Origin of the sequence: Streptomyces sp. NBC_01431 (assembly GCF_036231355.1) — a bacterium.
GTDB lineage: Bacteria > Actinomycetota > Actinomycetes > Streptomycetales > Streptomycetaceae > Streptomyces.
Map to the genome: position 1 here is coordinate 4,788,394 of NZ_CP109496.1, position 17,633 is coordinate 4,806,026.

18 protein-coding genes and 1 tRNA gene are annotated in these 17,633 nt (G+C 71.1%); 11 read left to right on the top strand and 8 right to left on the bottom strand.

From position 1 onward, the window contains the following. The first annotated feature begins 151 nt into the window (after positions 1-151). Both OG522_RS22100 and OG522_RS22105 read left to right on the top strand, forming a co-directional pair. A complete protein-coding gene (locus OG522_RS22100) occupies positions 152-499 on the top strand; it encodes a hypothetical protein (RefSeq protein WP_329467677.1) in 348 nt (115 codons plus the stop codon). Between the two features lie 180 nt (positions 500-679). After that, the gene (locus tag OG522_RS22105) at positions 680-883 is read left to right on the top strand and encodes a hypothetical protein (protein WP_329464735.1); all 204 of its coding nucleotides are present in this window, start codon (positions 680-682) and stop codon (positions 881-883) included. A gap of 134 nt (positions 884-1,017) precedes the next feature. Here OG522_RS22105 and mscL read toward each other — a convergent pair whose 3' ends face one another. From mscL to OG522_RS22135, 6 genes are all read right to left on the bottom strand, one after another. Next, positions 1,018-1,491, bottom strand: a complete 474-nt coding sequence (gene mscL, locus OG522_RS22110; protein ID WP_329467678.1) for a large conductance mechanosensitive channel protein MscL — start codon at positions 1,489-1,491, stop codon at positions 1,018-1,020. Positions 1,492-1,614: 123 nt separating this feature from the next. After that, positions 1,615-2,232, bottom strand: a complete 618-nt coding sequence (locus OG522_RS22115) for an RcpC/CpaB family pilus assembly protein (RefSeq protein ID WP_329464736.1) — start codon at positions 2,230-2,232, stop codon at positions 1,615-1,617. 307 nt (positions 2,233-2,539) lie between these two features. After that, the gene (locus OG522_RS22120; RefSeq protein WP_329464737.1) at positions 2,540-3,373 is read right to left on the bottom strand and encodes an S-methyl-5'-thioadenosine phosphorylase; all 834 of its coding nucleotides are present in this window, start codon (positions 3,371-3,373) and stop codon (positions 2,540-2,542) included. 76 nt (positions 3,374-3,449) lie between these two features. After that, a complete protein-coding gene (locus OG522_RS22125) occupies positions 3,450-3,755 on the bottom strand; it encodes an FmdB family zinc ribbon protein (protein ID WP_329464738.1) in 306 nt (101 codons plus the stop codon). 68 nt (positions 3,756-3,823) lie between these two features. After that, the gene (locus tag OG522_RS22130) at positions 3,824-5,095 is read right to left on the bottom strand and encodes an MFS transporter (RefSeq protein WP_329464739.1); all 1,272 of its coding nucleotides are present in this window, start codon (positions 5,093-5,095) and stop codon (positions 3,824-3,826) included. Positions 5,096-5,369: 274 nt separating this feature from the next. Continuing rightward, positions 5,370-6,953 (bottom strand): potassium/proton antiporter, encoded by a 1,584-nt coding sequence (locus OG522_RS22135; RefSeq protein WP_329467679.1) that lies wholly within the window; start codon positions 6,951-6,953, stop codon positions 5,370-5,372. Between the two features lie 240 nt (positions 6,954-7,193). Between OG522_RS22135 and OG522_RS22140 the strand changes: the two genes are divergently transcribed. Beyond that, complete coding sequence (locus tag OG522_RS22140; protein ID WP_329464740.1) at positions 7,194-9,947, top strand: penicillin acylase family protein; 2,754 nt, start codon at positions 7,194-7,196, stop codon at positions 9,945-9,947. 52 nt (positions 9,948-9,999) lie between these two features. Here OG522_RS22140 and OG522_RS22145 read toward each other — a convergent pair whose 3' ends face one another. Next, positions 10,000-10,593: a 5-formyltetrahydrofolate cyclo-ligase gene (locus OG522_RS22145; protein ID WP_329464741.1), complete on the bottom strand. Its 594-nt coding sequence runs from the start codon at positions 10,591-10,593 to the stop codon at positions 10,000-10,002. Positions 10,594-10,686: 93 nt separating this feature from the next. Here OG522_RS22145 and galU point away from each other — a divergent pair, with 93 nt between their 5' ends. From galU to OG522_RS22180, 7 genes are all read left to right on the top strand, one after another. Then, a complete protein-coding gene (gene galU / locus OG522_RS22150) occupies positions 10,687-11,589 on the top strand; it encodes a UTP--glucose-1-phosphate uridylyltransferase GalU (RefSeq protein ID WP_329464742.1) in 903 nt (300 codons plus the stop codon). 6 nt (positions 11,590-11,595) lie between these two features. Next, the gene (gene glp, locus OG522_RS22155; protein ID WP_329464743.1) at positions 11,596-12,897 is read left to right on the top strand and encodes a molybdotransferase-like divisome protein Glp; all 1,302 of its coding nucleotides are present in this window, start codon (positions 11,596-11,598) and stop codon (positions 12,895-12,897) included. Between the two features lie 59 nt (positions 12,898-12,956). Then, positions 12,957-13,460: a cyclic pyranopterin monophosphate synthase MoaC gene (moaC, locus tag OG522_RS22160; RefSeq protein WP_329464744.1), complete on the top strand. Its 504-nt coding sequence runs from the start codon at positions 12,957-12,959 to the stop codon at positions 13,458-13,460. 92 nt (positions 13,461-13,552) lie between these two features. Further along, positions 13,553-14,059: a MogA/MoaB family molybdenum cofactor biosynthesis protein gene (locus tag OG522_RS22165; protein WP_329467680.1), complete on the top strand. Its 507-nt coding sequence runs from the start codon at positions 13,553-13,555 to the stop codon at positions 14,057-14,059. After that, entirely contained in the window at positions 14,056-14,688 is a 633-nt protein-coding gene (locus OG522_RS22170; protein ID WP_329467681.1) for a GNAT family N-acetyltransferase, read from the top strand. Before OG522_RS22165 ends, OG522_RS22170 begins: the two co-directional genes overlap by 4 nt. A gap of 147 nt (positions 14,689-14,835) precedes the next feature. Then, positions 14,836-16,035, top strand: a complete 1,200-nt coding sequence (gene sepX / locus OG522_RS22175) for a divisome protein SepX/GlpR (protein WP_329464745.1) — start codon at positions 14,836-14,838, stop codon at positions 16,033-16,035. A gap of 75 nt (positions 16,036-16,110) precedes the next feature. Continuing rightward, a tRNA-Ala gene (locus OG522_RS22180) sits at positions 16,111-16,184 on the top strand. Between the two features lie 87 nt (positions 16,185-16,271). Here OG522_RS22180 and OG522_RS22185 read toward each other — a convergent pair. Next, complete coding sequence (locus OG522_RS22185) at positions 16,272-16,766, bottom strand: GNAT family N-acetyltransferase (RefSeq protein ID WP_443074731.1); 495 nt, start codon at positions 16,764-16,766, stop codon at positions 16,272-16,274. Positions 16,767-16,815: 49 nt separating this feature from the next. Between OG522_RS22185 and OG522_RS22190 the strand changes: the two genes are divergently transcribed. Next, positions 16,816-17,619 carry an exodeoxyribonuclease III gene (locus OG522_RS22190; RefSeq protein WP_329464747.1) on the top strand — a complete coding sequence of 268 codons (804 nt, stop codon included), beginning with the start codon at positions 16,816-16,818 and terminating at the stop codon, positions 17,617-17,619. Positions 17,620-17,633: the final 14 nt, after the last annotated feature.

Below are 17,633 nucleotides of genomic sequence, written 5' to 3' on the forward strand. Positions count from 1 at the left end.
CGGCAGCCCCGACCCCGACCGCCCCGGTCCCTACCGCTTCGGCCCGCGCGCCCGTGGGCTCATCGGCCGGGGGCCCGGGGGCGACTCGCGGTCCCGGGTCGGCCCGCGTCCGGGGCGGGCCGCGGATTCGGCCCGCGGCCCCGCTGTTCCCCTGCGGCCCTCGTACACCCCCGGCTCCGCACAACCCCGGCTCAACCGGCCGGTGCACGAGCGCTATCCGCAGATCCGGGCGACCAGCGGCTATGGCGATCCCCGGATCCGGCACACCGGTCCCGGGCCGGGCGCGGGCAGTGAGCAGGAGCCGGAGCGGTCCTCGAAGCTGACGGCCCGGCTCGTCCTCGCGATCACCGTCGTCATCGGCCAGCTCTGGGGCCTGACCGTGGTGGTCAACGAGTGGATGAAGGGCAACACCGGGACCGGCTGGTGGGGCGCCGGATTCCTCGCCCTGTCGTTCCTGGCGGTCCTCGGCCTCTGGGCGCTCGACCCCGAGGACCGCTGACGGGGTGCCGGGGGCGGGGGGCTGGGCCTCGGGGGTGGGGGGCTCGTCCTCGGGGATTGGGTGCTCGACCCTGGGGGCCGCTGACTGGACTCCGGGGGCGGGTGGCGCGGCCCCGAGGACCGCTGACGGGGTCGCTGACCGGGGCGTGTGCGCCGCTGGCGTCCGCCGTACCCTTGAGGCATGAGCACCGCCCCCGCCCCCGGACCGCGCGACCGGGAACCAGCGCCCAAGGAGCAGTCCAAGCCGACGCTGATCTTCGATGATCCGCTGGACCAGCAATCGGCGGACGACACGGACCGTGGGTGGGGCGAGCGGCCCGCTTCGGCCGGCAGCGCCGCGGACTTGGCACGCTTCCTGGACGAGAAGCCGCCCCACCACATCTGAGCCGTGCCGCCCCGTCACATCTGAGCCGTGCCGCCCCGTCACATCTGACGGAAAGTGGGTCCGGGGCGCGGGGCCCGCGCCGGTCATTGGACGGGCACGGGAGGGGCGAGGCGTCGGCGCCGTGTCGCCCGGCGCTAGGAGTTCGCTGGGCTCGTTGGGCCCGTGGGGCCCGAGTCGCGCTGGGCGATCAGGACGTCGCGGATCTCCTTCAGCACTTCCAGCTCGCTGATCTCCATGGTTTCGTGCACACTTTCCACCACCTTGTCGTGCGCGGCACGCCGGGCCAGAAACTTTGCCATCGGCAGCACCATCAGGAAGTAGACGACGGCGGCGGTGATGAGGAAGCCGAGGACCGCGCTCAGCACCCCGCCCCAGAGGATCTGGATGCCGGAGTCGCTGGTGCAGGGACCCTTCAGACAGGAGCTGTAGCTCTCCAGAGCCTTGGTGCCGAACGCGCCGACCAGCGGATTGATCACACCCTTCACGACCGAGTTCACGATGTTGGTGAACGCGGCGCCGATGACCACCGCGACAGCCAGATCGATCACATTGCCGCGCATCAGGAAGGCCTTGAAGCCGGCCAGTACGCCTGTCTTGTCCTCGCTCACCAATGAGCCTTTCTTCGTATGTGCAGGGGGCAGCGCAAACTCCTGCGCCACCTTGGGCAGCGGGCCGCCGCGCTGTCCAATCCGCATACGTAGACGGGGGACTTGACCGTTCGGCCGTACGAATCAGCACAAGGTCACCGCCAGTCGGGACGCGGCGCCCGCGCCGGCCAGCGCCGTGGCGACTTCCCGGGGTACGGCGAGCAGGACGAGCGCGCCCGCCTCCGAGGACGTGCCGCCCACTTCCGGCGACGTGCCGCCTACTTGCGAGGATGCGCCGCTTTGGTCGGAAGGCGTACTGCGGCGACCCGGAACTGCCTTCACCCGCACGCCCGTTGCCACCACACGGGCTTGGCCCGTGCCGCCCGACGGGGAGGTGGCGGACGCGATCACGTCCACCCGGTCGCCGGGGCGCAGCAGCCGCACGGCGTCGGCGTCCGCGATCCGTACCGGCGCCGACACCATCGCAGGCGGCCGCGCGGGCCCGCGCTCCCTTGACGCAGGGGCGGCGACGGTGTGCGGGCGCTCTGCCGCCTGCGTGCTGGAGACGGCCAGGGCCGCGGCCGTCACGGCGAGACCGGCCGCCACGGCCCGCCGTCGTCTGAGCAACGCGCGCCGCAGCCGCTGCCGGCTTCCGCGTACCCGCAGCGGAGGGAAGACCGGCACCCCGCCGGGTTCGGGCGCCAGTACAGGAGGCAGGTAGGGAAGGGGGCGGGGAGCGGGTGATGCGGGGGTTGTGGACATGGTGGTCACTGCCGATCGTGAGGAGCGAGTGCTGCTCGGACGTTTCCCACGATCGCCTGCCCGGCGGGATCCTGCTGGGGCCTGTGGATCACCAGCCCTGTGTGGACAACTCGCTCACCCGGAAGGGGAGTTCAGCCCCGCTGCCCTGGTCCGCACGGCCCTGGTCCGCGCTGCCCTCGTCCGCACTGCCCGTGCACGGAGGCCGGATTCGGCCCCAGCGGGAAGCCCCCGGCGGAAAGCCCCTTGGCGGAGCCCCCGCCCCCGGCGCTCCCCACGTTCCCCCCCCCGGTACCCCCGCATCGCTTCCTCACGGCAGTTCGATGCCCAGCTCCCACCCGTCGTGTGCCCGCGCGCACAGGCAGTCGCGGTCCTCGGCCGTCGGGAGGGCCGCGACCGCGTCGAACAGGACCTCGCGCAGGCGCGCCACGTTCTCGCCGAAGACCCTGAGGACCTCCGCGTGTGAGACGCCCTCGCCGCTCTCGGCACCCGCGTCCAGGTCGGTCACCAGGGACAACGAGGTGTAGCAGACCCCCAGTTCCCGGGCGAGGACGGCCTCGGGGTGCCCGGTCATGCCGACCACCGACCAGCCCATCGCCGCGTGCCACTGCGATTCGGCGCGGGTCGAGAAGCGGGGGCCCTCGATGACGACCATCGTGCCGCCGTCCACGGCGTCCCAGCCGCGCCCCGCCGCCGCGCTCAGCGCCGCCTTGCGGCCATCGGGGCAGTACGGGTCGGCGAATGTGGTGTGCACGACGTTGGGGACCGAGCCGTCGGGCAGCGGCAGCCCGTCGAAGAAGGTCTGGGTGCGCGCCTTCGTACGGTCGACCAACTGGTCCGGTACGAGCAGAGTGCCCGGCCCGTACTCCTGGCGCAGGCCGCCCACCGCGCACGGTCCGAGGACCTGGCGCGCGCCGACCGAGCGCAGCGCCCAGAGGTTGGCGCGGTAGTTGATGCGGTGCGGCGGCAAGTGGTGGCCGCGGCCGTGGCGGGGGAGGAAGGCCACCCGGCGGCCGGCGATCTCGCCGAGGAAGAGTGAGTCGCTGGGGGCGCCATAGGGAGTGTCCACCTGGACCTCGGTGACGTCCTCCAGGAACGAGTAGAAGCCCGAGCCGCCGATGACGCCGATCTCTGCGTTAGCCATGCCGGTCACATTAACTGGGGCCTCACATGCCAGAACCCCCGCCGTCGTGACGGCGGGGGTTCTGTGCGGCTTGGGGTCAGGCGGCCGGGCTCGCGCTGGACGAGGCCGAGCCGGAGCTCGACGAAGAGGCGGCCGGCTTCGAGTCCGAACTCGACGAACTGGACGACTTCGCCGCCGACGACGCGGGCGAGCTGCTGGACGACGCGCCGCGACTGTCGTTGCGGTAGAAGCCGGATCCCTTGAAGACGATGCCGACCGCCGAGAACACCTTCTTCAGGCGTCCGTCGCAGTTCGGGCATACGGTCAGGGCGTCATCGGTGAACTTCTGCACCGCCTCGAGGCCCTCGCCGCACTCGGTGCACTGGTACTGGTAGGTCGGCACTTGTCTTCCTCCTGGCACTCTCACTCGATGAGTGCTAACGACGGTCCATAGTGACGTATTCCCGGGAATCAGTCCACCGTGACGGGGACACGGTGACCCACGCCACGCGCCACGGTACGTGCCTGGGCGCGCGGAGCGAGCCGCGAGCGCAGTGCGAGCAGCGTGACCAGGGCCAGCGCCGTGCCCCCCAGCGGCACCAGGAATCCGGCGGTCGAACCGTGGGCGTCGGTCAGGCGACCGGCCACCGTGACGGCGGCGGCCTGGCCCAGCGCGACCGCGCCCGTCAGCCAGGTGAACGCCTCGGTACGCGAGGTGGCCGGGACCAGCGTCTCGACCAGCGTGTAGCCGCTGATCAGGGCGGGCGCGATGCACAGGCCGACGATCAGGCCGAGGCCGCCGAGCAGCAGGGCGGAGTGCGCCGCCCACAGTCCGGAGGCCGCCAGGGTCAGCGCCGCGTATCCGGCGATCAGCCGGGTGCGGGGCGCGGACTTCCAGGCGACGGCGCCGCAGACGATGCCCGCCAGCATGTTTCCGGCGGCGAAGATGCCGTAGAGGACGCCGTTGATGCCGGGGTTGCCGATCTCTTCAGCGAACGCGGTGAGCGAAACCTGCATGCCGCCGAAGACCGCACCGATGCCGAGGAAGGCCATCGCCAGGACGCGTACGCCCGGGATGGACAGCGCGGAGGTGTGCTCGGCCTGCTCGTGCTCGGCGGCGCTGCGCACCGGGGGCTGGGTGGTGCGCCGGGCGGCGAACAGCAGGCCGCCGACGAGGGTCAGCGACGCCTCGGCGATCAGTCCGGCCGCCGGGTGCACGCTCGTGCACAGGGCGGTCGCGAGGACCGGGCCGATGACGAAGGTGAACTCGTCGGTCACCGACTCGAAGGCCGCGGCGGTCGCCATCAGGGGCGAGCCGTCGAGCTTGTTCGCCCAGCGGGCCCGCACCATGGGGCCGACCTGCGGCACCGAGGCGCCGGTGGGCACGGCCGCGATGAACAGCGCCCACAGGGGGGCGCCGGCCAGGGCCAGGGCGGTCAGCACGGACACGGAGGCCGCGTGGACAAGGACGCCGGGCACCAGGACCGCGCGCTGCCCGAAGCGGTCCGCGAGCTTGCCGCTCTGCGGGGCGAACAGGGCCATGGACACGCCGGTGAAGGCGGCAACGGCGCCGGCGCCGCCGTAGGAGCCGGTGGTGTGCTGGACGAGCAGCAGGATGCCGATGGTGAGCATCGCGAAGGGCTGCCGGGCCGCGAAGCCGGGCAGGAGGAAGGACAGTGCGCCAGGTGTGCGCAGAAGCTGCCCGTAACCGGGCCGCTTGTCAGAAGTGACCGTGGATGCCACGGCCCCTTGCCTTTCTGCCGCCTGGTAGCGCGCCCCATGCACGTATTTGTGGGTGCGGGCGTTGCCGAGAGCTGTCCTCTTGCGCGGATCTGCGGTAGATGCCGGGGGCTACTGCGGGGAGCTCCCGACCGCCATACGGTCGCGCCAGCTCTGCGTCAGGCAGAGTTGGTCGATCAGTGGTGTGCCTTCATGATACAGAGTTTTGGCACCCCGTGCCTAGGATTCAGTACGGAGTGCCAACTTTGGGCCTGTGATTATTCGGTCGTCACGCGGCTTAATGGGCTGTTCGTCTGGGCTTAGCATTCTTTGCGGGGTCGGTCACCACGGTGCCGGTGCCCAGCCAGCCGGCCAGCTTGCCGCCCTGGCCGACCGCGCGCAGCCGCGCCTCGGCCGCGTCCCGTACCGGATCGGTCGCGACCACCAGGAGCTCGTCGCCGCGCCGCAGCACGGTCGTGGGTCCCGGCACGAAGCTCTTGCCGTCGCGCACCACCAGGGTGACCGCGGCGCCCGGCGGCATCCTCAGCTCGTGCACCTCGACGCCGTGCATCCTCGACTTCGGCGGGATGGTCACGGACAGCAGATGGCCGCGCAGCCGCTCCAGCGGGGCGGACTCGACGCCCAGGTCGGCGGCCTCGTCGGCGTCGGAGAGCTGGAGCTTGCGGGCCACCCACGGCAGCGTCGGTCCCTGGACCAGGGTGTAGACGACGACCAGGATGAAGACGATGTTGAAGACCTTCTTGCTGCCCTCGATCCCGGAGACCATCGGGATCGTGGCGAGGATGATCGGCACGGCGCCGCGCAGGCCCGCCCACGACATCAGGGCCTTCTCCTGCCACGGAATCCTGAACGGCAACAGGCTGAGCAGTACTTCGAGCGGCCTGGCCACCATGGTCAGGACGAGGCCGATGATCACGGCCGGCCAGAAGTCGGCGGCCAGGTTGTGCGGGGTGACCAGCAGGCCCAGCAGGACGAACATGCCGATCTGGGCGATCCAGCCGAGCCCGTCGGCGAAACCGCGGGTGGCCGGCCAGTGGGGGAGCTTGGCGTTGCCGAGCACCATGGAGGCCAGGTACACGGCGAGGAAGCCGGAGCCGTGGGCCAACGCGCCGGCGGCGTACGCGCTCACGGCGATCGCCATGACGGCGATCGGGTAGAGGCCGGAGGCGGGTAGCGCCACATGGCGCAGTCCGTACGATCCGAGCCAGCCCACCGCGAGGCCGATCGAGGCGCCGATGGCCAGCTCCAGGGCTATCTTCCCGACGAGCAGGTACCAGGAGTCGACCGGTCCGGGCGTGGAGAAGGCGACGACCAGGATGACCACGGGGGCGTCGTTGAAGCCGGACTCGGCCTCCAGGACGCCGGTTATGCGCGAGGGCAGCGGCACCTTGCGCAGGACGGAGAAGACGGCCGCGGCATCCGTGGAGGACACCACCGCGCCGATGATGAGCGCCTGCCGCCACTCCAGGCCCACCAGATAGTGCGCGCCCGCCGCCGTGACCCCCACGCTCACCGCGACGCCGACGAGCGACAGCACCACGGCCGCCGGCAACGCCGGTTTGATCTCCTTCCACTTGGTGCCCAGGCCGCCCTCGGCCAGGATCACCACCAGTGCGGCATAGCCGATCACCTGCGTCAGTTCGGCGTTGTCGAACTTGACGTTGAAGATGCCGTCCTGCCCGATGGCGATCCCGATCCCGAGATACAGGAGCAGGCTGGGGAGCCCGCTGCGGGAGGAGATGCGCACCGCCGCGACGGCGATGAGCAGGACGAGCGAGCAGATGAGCAGGAGTTCGTTGAGCTGGTGGACAGTCAGTGGCCGATCCTTCCCCTCAGACGCCGTTGGGCGCCCCCTGAAAATCGTGCATCCCGGGGCGCCGGGCGCGCATCCGGGGAGCTCCCTCGGGCGCACCTGGTGAAACGTTCCGCCACCCAAGGTACTTCGTTACCTTACCTAATCTTTGACGCTTTCTTTACGCGAGAGGCCAATTGGTTCGGCGGGCGGGCACGCCAACCCAGACACCGCGTCCGGGGCTGTCAGCGGCTGCGCCTATGGTTGCTCCCAGCACTCCTGGACCACCCTGCCCCGCGAAGGACAGCGATGCCCGCCACCACAACCGCCCCTTCCGCCGCTACGACGGCCGGCAAGACGAGCAGGAAGAGGGGGCGCCGCCTGAGGCTGTTCGTGCTCGTCCTGGTGCTGGCGCTCGTCGCGGGTGTCGCCTACGGCGCGTACTGGGGAGTGAGCACCGTGCGTGCGTCCTTCCCACAGACCACCGGCACCATCAAGCTCCCGGGCCTGACCGGTCAGGTCGAGGTCAAGCGCGACGACTACGGCGTCCCGCAGATCTACGCCGACAGCGACGCGGACCTGTTCATGGCCCAGGGCTACGTCCAGGCGCAGGACCGCTTCTGGGAGATGGACGTCCGCCGCCACCTGACGTCGGGCCGCCTCTCGGAGATGTTCGGCAGCAGCCAGGTCGACACCGATGCCTTCCTGCGCACGCTGGGCTGGCGCAAGGTCGCACAGCAGGAGTACGACAGCAAGCTGTCCCCCGCCACGAAGCAGTACCTCCAGGCGTACTCGGCGGGGGTGAACGCGTATCTCAAGGGCAAGGACGGTAAGGACATCTCCGTCGAGTACGCGGCTCTCGGCTTCACCAACGACTACGCGCCCGAGGCCTGGTCGCCCGTCGACTCGGTGGCCTGGCTCAAGGCGATGGCCTGGGACCTGCGCGGCAACATGCAGGACGAGATCGACCGCGCGCTGATGACCAGCCGGCTCAGCTCCCAGCAGATCAAGGACCTGTACCCGGCGTACCCTTCCGCCACCCACCGCCCCATCGTCGACGAGGGCTCGTACAACAAGGCCACCGGGAAGTTCGACCCCCAGCGGCCCGCCGCGGGCGGTGACGGCGCCTCCGCGACGGCCCAGGGCGCGCTCCAGGGCATGCAGAGCCAGCTCTCCTCGCTCTCCGACACCCTCGACAAGATCCCGGCACTGCTCGGCCCCAGCGGCAGCGGGATCGGATCCAACTCCTGGGTGGTGTCCGGCAAGTACACGACGACCGGCATGCCACTGCTCGCCAACGACCCGCACCTCGCGCCGATGATGCCCTCGCTCTGGTACCAGATGGGTCTGCACTGCCGGACCGTCTCCAGCAAGTGCAACTACGACGTCGCGGGCTACACCTTCTCGGGCATGCCCGGCGTGATCATCGGTCACAACCAGGACGTCTCCTGGGGCTTCACCAACCTCGGCGCCGACGTGACCGACCTCTACCTGGAGAAGATCTCCGGCTCCAACTACCTCTACGACAACCAGGAGAAGCCGCTCGCCACGCGCGAGGAGGTCATCAAGGTGGCCGGCGGGCCGAGCAAGACCATCACGATCCGCGAGACCAACAACGGCCCGCTGGTCTCCGACCGCGACGACGAGCTGGAGAAGGTCGGCCAGAAGGCGCCCGTGAACACGGCGGCCCCCGACCGCGGCAGCGGCTACGCGGTCTCCCTGAAGTGGACCGCGCTGGATCCCGGCAAGTCCATGGACGCCGTCCTCGCGCTCGACCGGGCGAGCGACTTCAAGTCGTTCCGGTCCGCCGCCAAGGACTTCGACGTCCCTTCGCAGAACCTGATCTACGCCGACACCAAGGGCAACATCGGCTACCAGGCGCCGGGGAAGATCCCGGTGCGCGCGGACGGCGTGGACGGCACGATGCCCGCCCCCGGCTGGGACTCCAAGTACACGTGGAAGAAGGGCTACATCCCCTTCGAGGCGCTGCCCTACGAGTACAACCCGTCGCGCGGCTTCATCGTCACCGCCAACCAGGCCGTGATCGACGACAAGAAGTACCCGTTCCTGATCACCAAGGACTGGGGGTACGGCACCCGTAGCCAGCGGATCAACGACCTCATCGAGTCGAAGATCAAGGGCGGCGGAAAGATTTCCACCGAGGACATGCAGAAGATGCAGATGGACAACAGCAGCGAGATCGCCGCGCTGCTGACGCCCGCCCTGCTCAAGATCGACGTGTCGGATCCCTCCGTCCGCGAGGCCCAGAAGCTCCTCGAAGGCTGGGACTACACCCAGGAGAACGACTCGGCGGCCGCCGCCTACTTCAACGCGGTGTGGCGCAACGTCCTGAAGCTGGCGTTCGGCAACAAGCTGCCCAAGGAGCTGCGTCCCAAGGGCGAGTGCCTGTACGTGGCTCCGCCGGCCGGCACCGGCCCGGTCGACGACCCCAACCAGAAGGTCCAGGAGTGCGGCGAGCGCGACGGCGACTCGACGCAGCCGGACGGCGGCGACCGCTGGTTCGAGGTCGTCCGCAAGATCTTCAATGACCAGAACAACAGCTGGTGGCAGTCGCCCCAGACCCGTCTGGACAAGGCGACCACCACCCGCGACCAGCTGCTGGCGCGCGCCATGAAGGACGCCCGCTGGGAGTTGACCGCCAAGCTCGGCAAGGACACCACGACGTGGAGCTGGGGCCGGCTGCACCAGCTGATGCTGAAGAACCAGACCCTCGGCAAGGAGGGTCCCGGCTTCCTGCAGTTCATCCTCAACCGCGGCCCGTGGAACCTGGGCGGCGGCGAGGCCGCCGTCAACGCCACCGGCTGGAACGCGGCGAGCGGTGACTACGGCGTGACCTGGGTGCCGTCGATGCGGATGATCGTCAACCTCAAGGACTTCGACAAGTCCAAGTGGATCAACCTGACGGGAGCCTCCGGCCACGCCTACAGCGCGCACTACTCGGACCAGACCGAGAAGTGGGCCAAGGGCCAGCTGCTCGACTGGTCGTTCGGCTCGAAGGCGGTCGACGGCTCGACCGTGGACACGCTGAAGCTCACGCCGTAGCGCGGAAAGCGGACAAGCCGTCGTACCAAGCGCAAGCAGTGGTACGCGGGCTTCACGCGCCGAAGCGCGTCACCCCGTAGGGGGTGACGGCAGCCTGCACGGGGTGGTCGTGCGGTTCCTCGGGGACCCGCGCGACCACCTCGTTCGCGTAGAGGAGCACCACCAGGGCGGGCGCCTTCCCGCAGGCGTCGATGCGGGCGAGCACCCGGTCGTAGGAGCCGCCGCCCCGGCCGAGCCGCATCCCGCGGGCGTCCACGGCGAGGCCGGGCAGCAGCACGGTGTCCGCGGCGGTCACCGCGTCGGGGCCCAGGCGCGCGCCGTCCGGTTCGAGCAGCCCGCGCCCGGCCGCCACCAGGTGCTCGGGCCCCTCGTAGGCGGCCCAGTCCAGGTCGTTGTCCGCGAGCAGCACCGGAAGCAGCACCCGTACCCCCCGGCCGCGCAGCGCGTCGATGAGGGCGCGGGTGTCCGGTTCGCGGCCCACCGAGACGTACGCCGCCACCGTTGTCGCCCGCGCGAGTTCCGGCAGCGCGAGGGCCTGGCCCGCCAGTGCGCGGGCCGAAGCGCGCAGGTCGTCGTCGCCCAGCCGCCTCCTCGCGTCGAGGAGGCCGCGCCGCAGGAGCGCCTTCTCGGTCGTCTGATCACTCACCGTGTTTCTGTAATCCCCTCAAATGCGCGGGTAAGAGAGCGAATTCACCGGAGGATCATCTTGCGCACATACCCAGCGGATAGGGTGCCCGGCATGAATCAGTCGCCCCCTCGGATCACCAAGGCTGTCATCCCCGCCGCCGGGCTCGGCACCCGGTTCCTTCCGGCCACCAAGGCCACGCCGAAGGAGATGCTGCCGGTGGTGGACAAGCCGGCCATCCAGTACGTGGTGGAGGAGGCGGTGGCGGCGGGTCTGTCGGACGTGCTCATGGTCACCGGCCGCAACAAGCGTCCCCTGGAGGACCACTTCGACCGGAACTACGAGCTGGAGTCTGCGCTGACCCGCAAGGGCGACGCCGACCGGCTCGCCAAGGTGCAGGAGTCCAGCGACCTCGCGACGATGCACTACGTACGCCAGGGAGACCCGCGGGGGCTCGGGCACGCGGTGCTGTGCGCGGCCCCGCACGTCGGCAGCCAGCCGTTCGCGGTGCTCCTCGGCGACGACCTGATCGACGCCCGCGACCCGTTGCTGTCGCGGATGGTGGACATCCAGGAGCGCCAGGGCGGCAGTGTGGTCGCGCTCCTGGAGGTCGACCCCGAGCAGATCCACCTCTATGGCTGCGCGGCCGTCGAAACCACCGCCGAGAGTGATGTCGTCCGCGTCACCGGCCTGGTCGAGAAGCCGGACGCCGCCGAGGCGCCCTCCAACCTCGCGGTCATCGGCCGCTACGTCCTGGACCCGGCCGTCTTCGACGTGCTGCGCACCACCGAGCCCGGCCGCGGCGGCGAGATCCAGCTCACCGACGCCCTCCAGCAGCTCGCCGTGGACGAGTCGATCGGCGGCCCGGTGCACGGCGTCGTCTTCAAGGGCCGTCGCTATGACACCGGCGATCGCGGAGACTATCTGCGAGCCATTGTCAGACTGGCGTGCGAACGTGAAGACCTGGGCCCGGACTTCAAGACCTGGCTTCGCCGGTACGTCACCGAGGAGATGTAGGCACCCGTGAGCAACCCGATCTGGTCGGTGGACGAGCACCTGGGCGACATCCTCGCCGCGGTCAGGCCGCTCGAACCCATCGAGCTGCAACTGCCCGACGCCCAGGGCTGCGTCCTGGTCGAGGACGTCATGGTGCCCGTCGCCCTGCCGCCCTTCGACAACAGCTCGATGGACGGCTACGCGGTGCGCACCGTCGATGTCGAGGGCGCCAGCGAGGAGTTCCCCGCGGTACTCACCGTGATCGGCGACGTCGCGGCGGGCAGTGGCCAACTGCCCAGCGTGGGCCCCGGCCAGGCCGCCCGGATCATGACCGGCGCCCCGCTGCCGCCCGGCGCCGAGGCCGTCGTCCCCGTCGAATGGACCGACGGCGGCACCGGCGGGGGAGCCGCCACCACCATGCGCCCGGCCGGCCGTGCTCCCGAAGGGGCGAGCGGCGAGGTCCGGGTGCACCGCGCCGTGAAGGCGCGCGCCCACGTCCGCGCCCGCGGCAGCGACGTCCAGGCCGGCGACCTCGCCCTGCGCGCGGGCACCGTGCTCGGCCCGCCCCAGATCGGTCTGCTCGCCGCGATCGGCCGCGGCACCGTCACCGTACGGCCGCGCCCGCGCGTGGTGGTGCTCTCCACCGGGAGCGAACTGATGCAGCCCGGCGAGGAGTTGGGCCAGGGGCAGATCTACGACTCCAACAGCTTCGCCCTCGCGGCGGCCGCGCGCGACGCGGGAGCCATCGCCTACCGGGTCGGCGCGGTCACCGACGACGCCGCGGTCCTGCGCGACACCATCGAGGACCAGCTGATCCGCGCCGACCTCCTGGTCACCACCGGCGGGGTCAGCGTGGGGGCGTACGACGTCGTCAAAGAGGCCCTGTCCTCGGTCGGCGACGAGGACGAGGCGGGCAGCGGCATCGACTTCCGCAAGCTGAAGATGCAGCCCGGAAAGCCGCAGGGCTTCGGCTCGATCGGTCCCGACCACACCCCGCTGCTCGCCCTGCCCGGCAACCCGGTGTCCTCGTACGTCTCCTTCGAGCTGTTCGTACGGCCTGCGATCCGCGCCCTGATGGGGCTTCAGGACGTGCACCGGCCCACGGTGCGCGCGTCTTTGAAGGCCGACGAGGCGCTCGCCTCGCCCGCCGACCGGCGCCAGTTCCTGCGGGGCACCTACGACGCGGAGTCGGGCACCGTCAGTCCGGTCGGCGGCACCGGGTCGCACCTGATCGCGGCCCTCGCGCAGGCCGACTGCCTGATCGTGATCCCCGAGGACACCACCTCGGCGGAGCCGGGAAGCGAGGTCGAGGTGGTCCTGCTCGGCTGAGGGGCCGCGGGTGGGGGTACGGTGTCTGCCCACAGAAGCCGTACCGGGAGCGCCACCGAATGAGTACGACGCAAGGCAGGCTCACGCACATCGATGAGGCGGGCGCGGCCCGCATGGTCGACGTCTCCGCCAAGGACGTCACCGCCCGCACCGCCCGCGCGAGCGGCCGCGTGCTCGTCTCGCCGCGTGTCGTGGAACTCTTGCGCGGCGAGGGCGTTCCCAAGGGAGACGCACTGGCCACCGCGCGTATCGCCGGCATCATGGGCGCCAAGCGCACCCCGGACCTCATCCCGCTGTGCCACCCCCTCGCGGTGTCCGGCGTGAAGCTGGACCTGGCGGTCGCCGACGACGCGGTGGAGATCCTCGCGACGGTCAAGACCACCGACCGCACGGGCGTCGAGATGGAGGCGCTGACCGCGGTGTCCGTGGCAGCGCTCACCGTCGTCGACATGATCAAGGCGGTCGACAAGGCCGCCGTCATCACCGACATCCGGGTCGAGGAGAAGACCGGCGGCAAGTCCGGCGACTGGCACCGGCCGGGCACCGAGGCGGCCGACGCGTGAGCGCCGCCCGGCAGGACGCCCCGACGCCGCCGAGGCCGGGCCCGCAGGCCGCCGCGCCCTTCCCCGAGGGCGGCGAGTCGCTCGGCCAGGCCCTGCGCGCGCCGTACGCGGCTCTTGTGGTGACGGCCTCCAACCGCGCCGCCGCCGGTGTGTACGCGGACAAGGGCGGTCCGCTGCTCGCCGAAGGCCTGGCCGCCATCGGCTTCGCCGTGGACGGTCCGCTGGTCGTGCCCGACGGCGACCCCGTGGGGCAGGCGCTGCGCGCCGGAGCCGCCGCCGGGTACGACGTGATCGTCACCACCGGCGGCACCGGCATCTCGCCCACCGACCGCACGCCCGACGCCACCCGTGACGTCATCGACTACGAGGTGCCCGGCATCCCCGAGGCCATCCGCGCCGAGGGCCTGGCCAAGGTCCCCACCGCCGCCCTCTCGCGCGGCCTGGCGGGAGTGGCCGGCGGGCGCACCCTGATCGTCAACCTGCCGGGCTCCACCGGCGGTGTACGCGACGGACTCGCCGTCCTTGAGCGGATCCTGGTGCACGCCGTCGACCAGATCCGCGGCGGCGACCACCCGAGACCCGCGGGGAGCCCGAGCTGAACGTTCCTTCCTGGCCGGTCGAGCTGGCGGAGGGCGATGTGGTCCTCCGCCCCATAAAGCTGCGCGACCAGCGGGCCTGGCGCGAGGTCAACCGGCGCAACCGCGACTGGCTGCGGCCCTGGGAGGCGACGGTGCCGCCGCCCGCGCCCGGCGCGCCCTTCGCCCAGCGTCCCACCTACCGGCAGATGGTCCGCCATCTGCGTGCCGAGGCCAACGCGGGCCGCATGCTGCCGTTCGTCATCGAGTACCAGGGCCGTCTGGTGGGCCAGTTGACGGTCGCCGGGATCACCTGGGGCTCGATGTGCTCGGGCCACGTCGGGTACTGGGTCGACAGCGACGTGGCGGGCCGCGGGGTGATGCCGACGGCCGTCGCCCTCGCCGTCGACCACTGCTTCCGCACGGTCGGCCTGCACCGCATGGAGGTCTGCATCCGCCCCGAGAACGGGCCGAGCCGCCGGGTGGTGGAAAAGCTCGGCTTCCGCGAGGAGGGCCTGCGCCCGCGCTACCTCCATATCGACGGAGCCTGGCGCGACCACCTGGTGTACGCGCTCACCGCCGAGGAGGTCCCCGACGGGCTCCTCTCGCGATGGCGCCGGGCCCGGCAGTCACACCCCGGGGAAATGAAATAGACGTTCGAATTCCATCGCTATTCGATCCCTTCACCCCCTCGAACGATCTGAAGAATCACAAAAAAAGCCGGTGATATCAGCCAGATCGTGCGACACACCGGCTCAATTGGCGTATCCCCGCGCGCCGGTCCCTCTACGGTGTGGTGTGTGAGCAGCAGCGGCCTCATCTACGCAGTCATCGTCGGGGCCTGGGCCGCCTACTTGGTGCCGATGTGGCTCCGCAGGCAGGACGAGCTCAACGAGGCCCGACCGACGGAACGCTTCAGTACCGCCATCCGGCTGTTGTCCGGACGGTCGGCCATGGAGCGCCGGTACGCCAAGGAGCTGCGGCAGCGGGCCGCCGAAGAGGCGGCGTCCGAGCCGGGATCCACGGTTGCCCCGGACGCCCTGACGGAACCCCTGGCAGCCCCGGGGGAGTCCGCGGGCGCCCGGGACTTCGCCGTGCCCCAGCCCCGCGCCCAGCGCCCGGCCCGTCCGGAGCACCCGGAACACCACGCCCACTCGGAGCACCAGGGGCGCCGCGAGCATCAGGCCGACGACGAGTCCCGGCGCGAACGCCTCGCGAACCGTGAGCACCCCACCCACCGCGAACGCCCCACGAACGGCGGCCGCGCCGCGAACGCCGCCTCGGCGGAGCGGGCCCGGCGCGCCCAGCGCAGCGCGGTGCTGGCCCGGCGTCGGCGCACCACCGTGGTGCTCTTCCTCGCCTTCACGCTGGGCGCGATCGTCGCGGCGGTCGGCGGGCTCGGTTTCCTGTGGGCACCGGCCATCCCGGCCGTCCTGCTCAGCGCGTACATCGTGCATCTGCGGATCCAGGAGCGGCGGCGCTTCGCCTTCACCATGGACCGCCGGCGCGCCGAGGTCGCGGCCCAGCGACTGCGCGAGAGCAGGCCGCGCACCAGGGCCGCCGCGCCCGGCGCCGAGCCCGACGACGAATCGGAGCCCCACCAGTCGGCGCCCGTCCCCGAACCCGCGCCCGCCCCGGCCGTCTCCCCGCAGGAGGCCGGACGGCGCGCGCTGGTCGAGCAGACCGACCACGCCGAGTGGGTCGACCAACAGCGCGAGCTCGGGCCCGAGCGCGGTGACAGCTGGGAGCCGGTGCCGGTCCCGCTGCCGACGTACGTGACCGCGCCGGTAGCCCCCCGCGCCACCGGCAGCATCGACCTCGGCGCCCCGGACACCTGGTCCTCGGCCCGCTCCTCGACCGTCGACCCCGCCCCGGCCGCGCCGACCGGGCCCGCCGCCGAGCCGCCGCCCCAGCGCCGCCGGCCGGGCCCAAGTCGCCGCCGGACCCCGCTCTTCGACCAGTACGAGGACGAGGACCGGCCCCGCGCCGCCAACGAGTGAGCCGTCTCTCGCTGACCAGCGAGGAACGGATTTCCAAGCACTCCGATCGGGGTGCTAAGGTTTCACTCGTTGCAAGGGCCTGTGGCGCAGTCCGGTAGCGCACCTCGTTCGCATCGAGGGGGTCAGGGGTTCGAATCCCCTCAGGTCCACAACACGACGGAATCCCGTCCGATCAATCGATCGGACGGGATTTCGCCGTTTCCGGGGGCAGTTGGGACGTCCTCCGGCCCCCGCCGTCACGAATGTCCGAGGGGCTTGGCGAAGCAGCGGCTGGAGTCGTGGTTGCGGTAGTGGCCGAACTTCTCGCAGGGTTCGTAGCCCGTCGATCTGTAGAGCGCTATGGCCTCCGGCTGTTTGTCGCCGGTCTCCAGGACCATGCGGATACGCCCGGCCGCGCGGGCGTCGTCCTCCAGGGCGGCGAGGATGCGGCGAGCCAGGCCCAGGCCGCGCGCTTCGGGGACGACGTACATCCGCTTGAGCTCCGCGTCGCCGTCGCGGTAGTTCTCCGAGTTCGTCTCCTGGCCGCGCCAGCCGCCGGTGGCGACCGGGCGCCCCTCGGTGTCGTAGGCGATCAGGTACAGGCCGCGCGGCGGTACGAACATCGTGGCGTCGAGCGGTGTGACATCGCCCTCGTCCTCGTAGCGCTCGGCGTATTCGAGCTGGACCTGGTCGTTGAGCTTGACGGCGTCGGGGTGGTCGTAGCGGACCTGGCGGATAAGCATGCGCACCATCGTACGTGTATGCAGCCGCTGGGGTGGGCGGGCTGGGTAGGGTGCCGGGATGCTCACTGTTACCTCTGTGAATGTAAACGGGCTGCGGGCCGCCGCCAAGAAGGGTTTCGTGGAGTGGCTCGGGGGGACCGGGGCCGATGTGGTCTGCCTGCAGGAAGTGCGGGCCGAGCCCCACCAGCTTCCTGCCGAGGCGGGGGCGCCCGAGGGCTGGCACGTCGTGCACGCGCCCGCCGCCGCGAAGGGCCGGGCCGGTGTGTCGCTGCTCACCCGTCGCGAGCCGGAGCGGGTGCGGATCGGGTTCGGGAGCGCGGAGTTCGACGGCAGTGGGCGTTACGTCGAGGCGGACCTGCCCGGTGTGACCGTGGCCTCGCTCTACCTCCCCTCCGGCGAGGTCGGCACCGAGCGCCAGGACGAGAAGATCCGTTTCATGGCCGAGTTCCTCCCGTATCTGCGGGAACTGCGCGAGAAGGCCGCCGCCGACGGGCGCGAGGTCGTGGTGTGCGGCGACTGGAACATCGCCCACCAGGAGGCCGACCTCAAGAACTGGCGCGGCAACAAGAAGAACTCGGGCTTCCTGCCCGAGGAGCGCGAGTGGCTCACGCAGGTCTTCGACACGGCGGACGGCGGCTACGTCGACGTGATGCGCGCGCTGCACCCCGACATGGAGGGCCCGTACTCGTGGTGGTCCTACCGGGGCCGCGCCTTCGACAACGACACGGGCTGGCGGATCGACTACCAGGTGGCGACGGAGGGTCTCGCCCGGCGCGCGGTGAAGGGGCTGGTGGAGCGGGCAGCCAGCCACGGGGAGCGGTGGAGCGACCATGCTCCGGTGACCGTCGTGTACGAGATGTAGGGCTACGAGGTGGG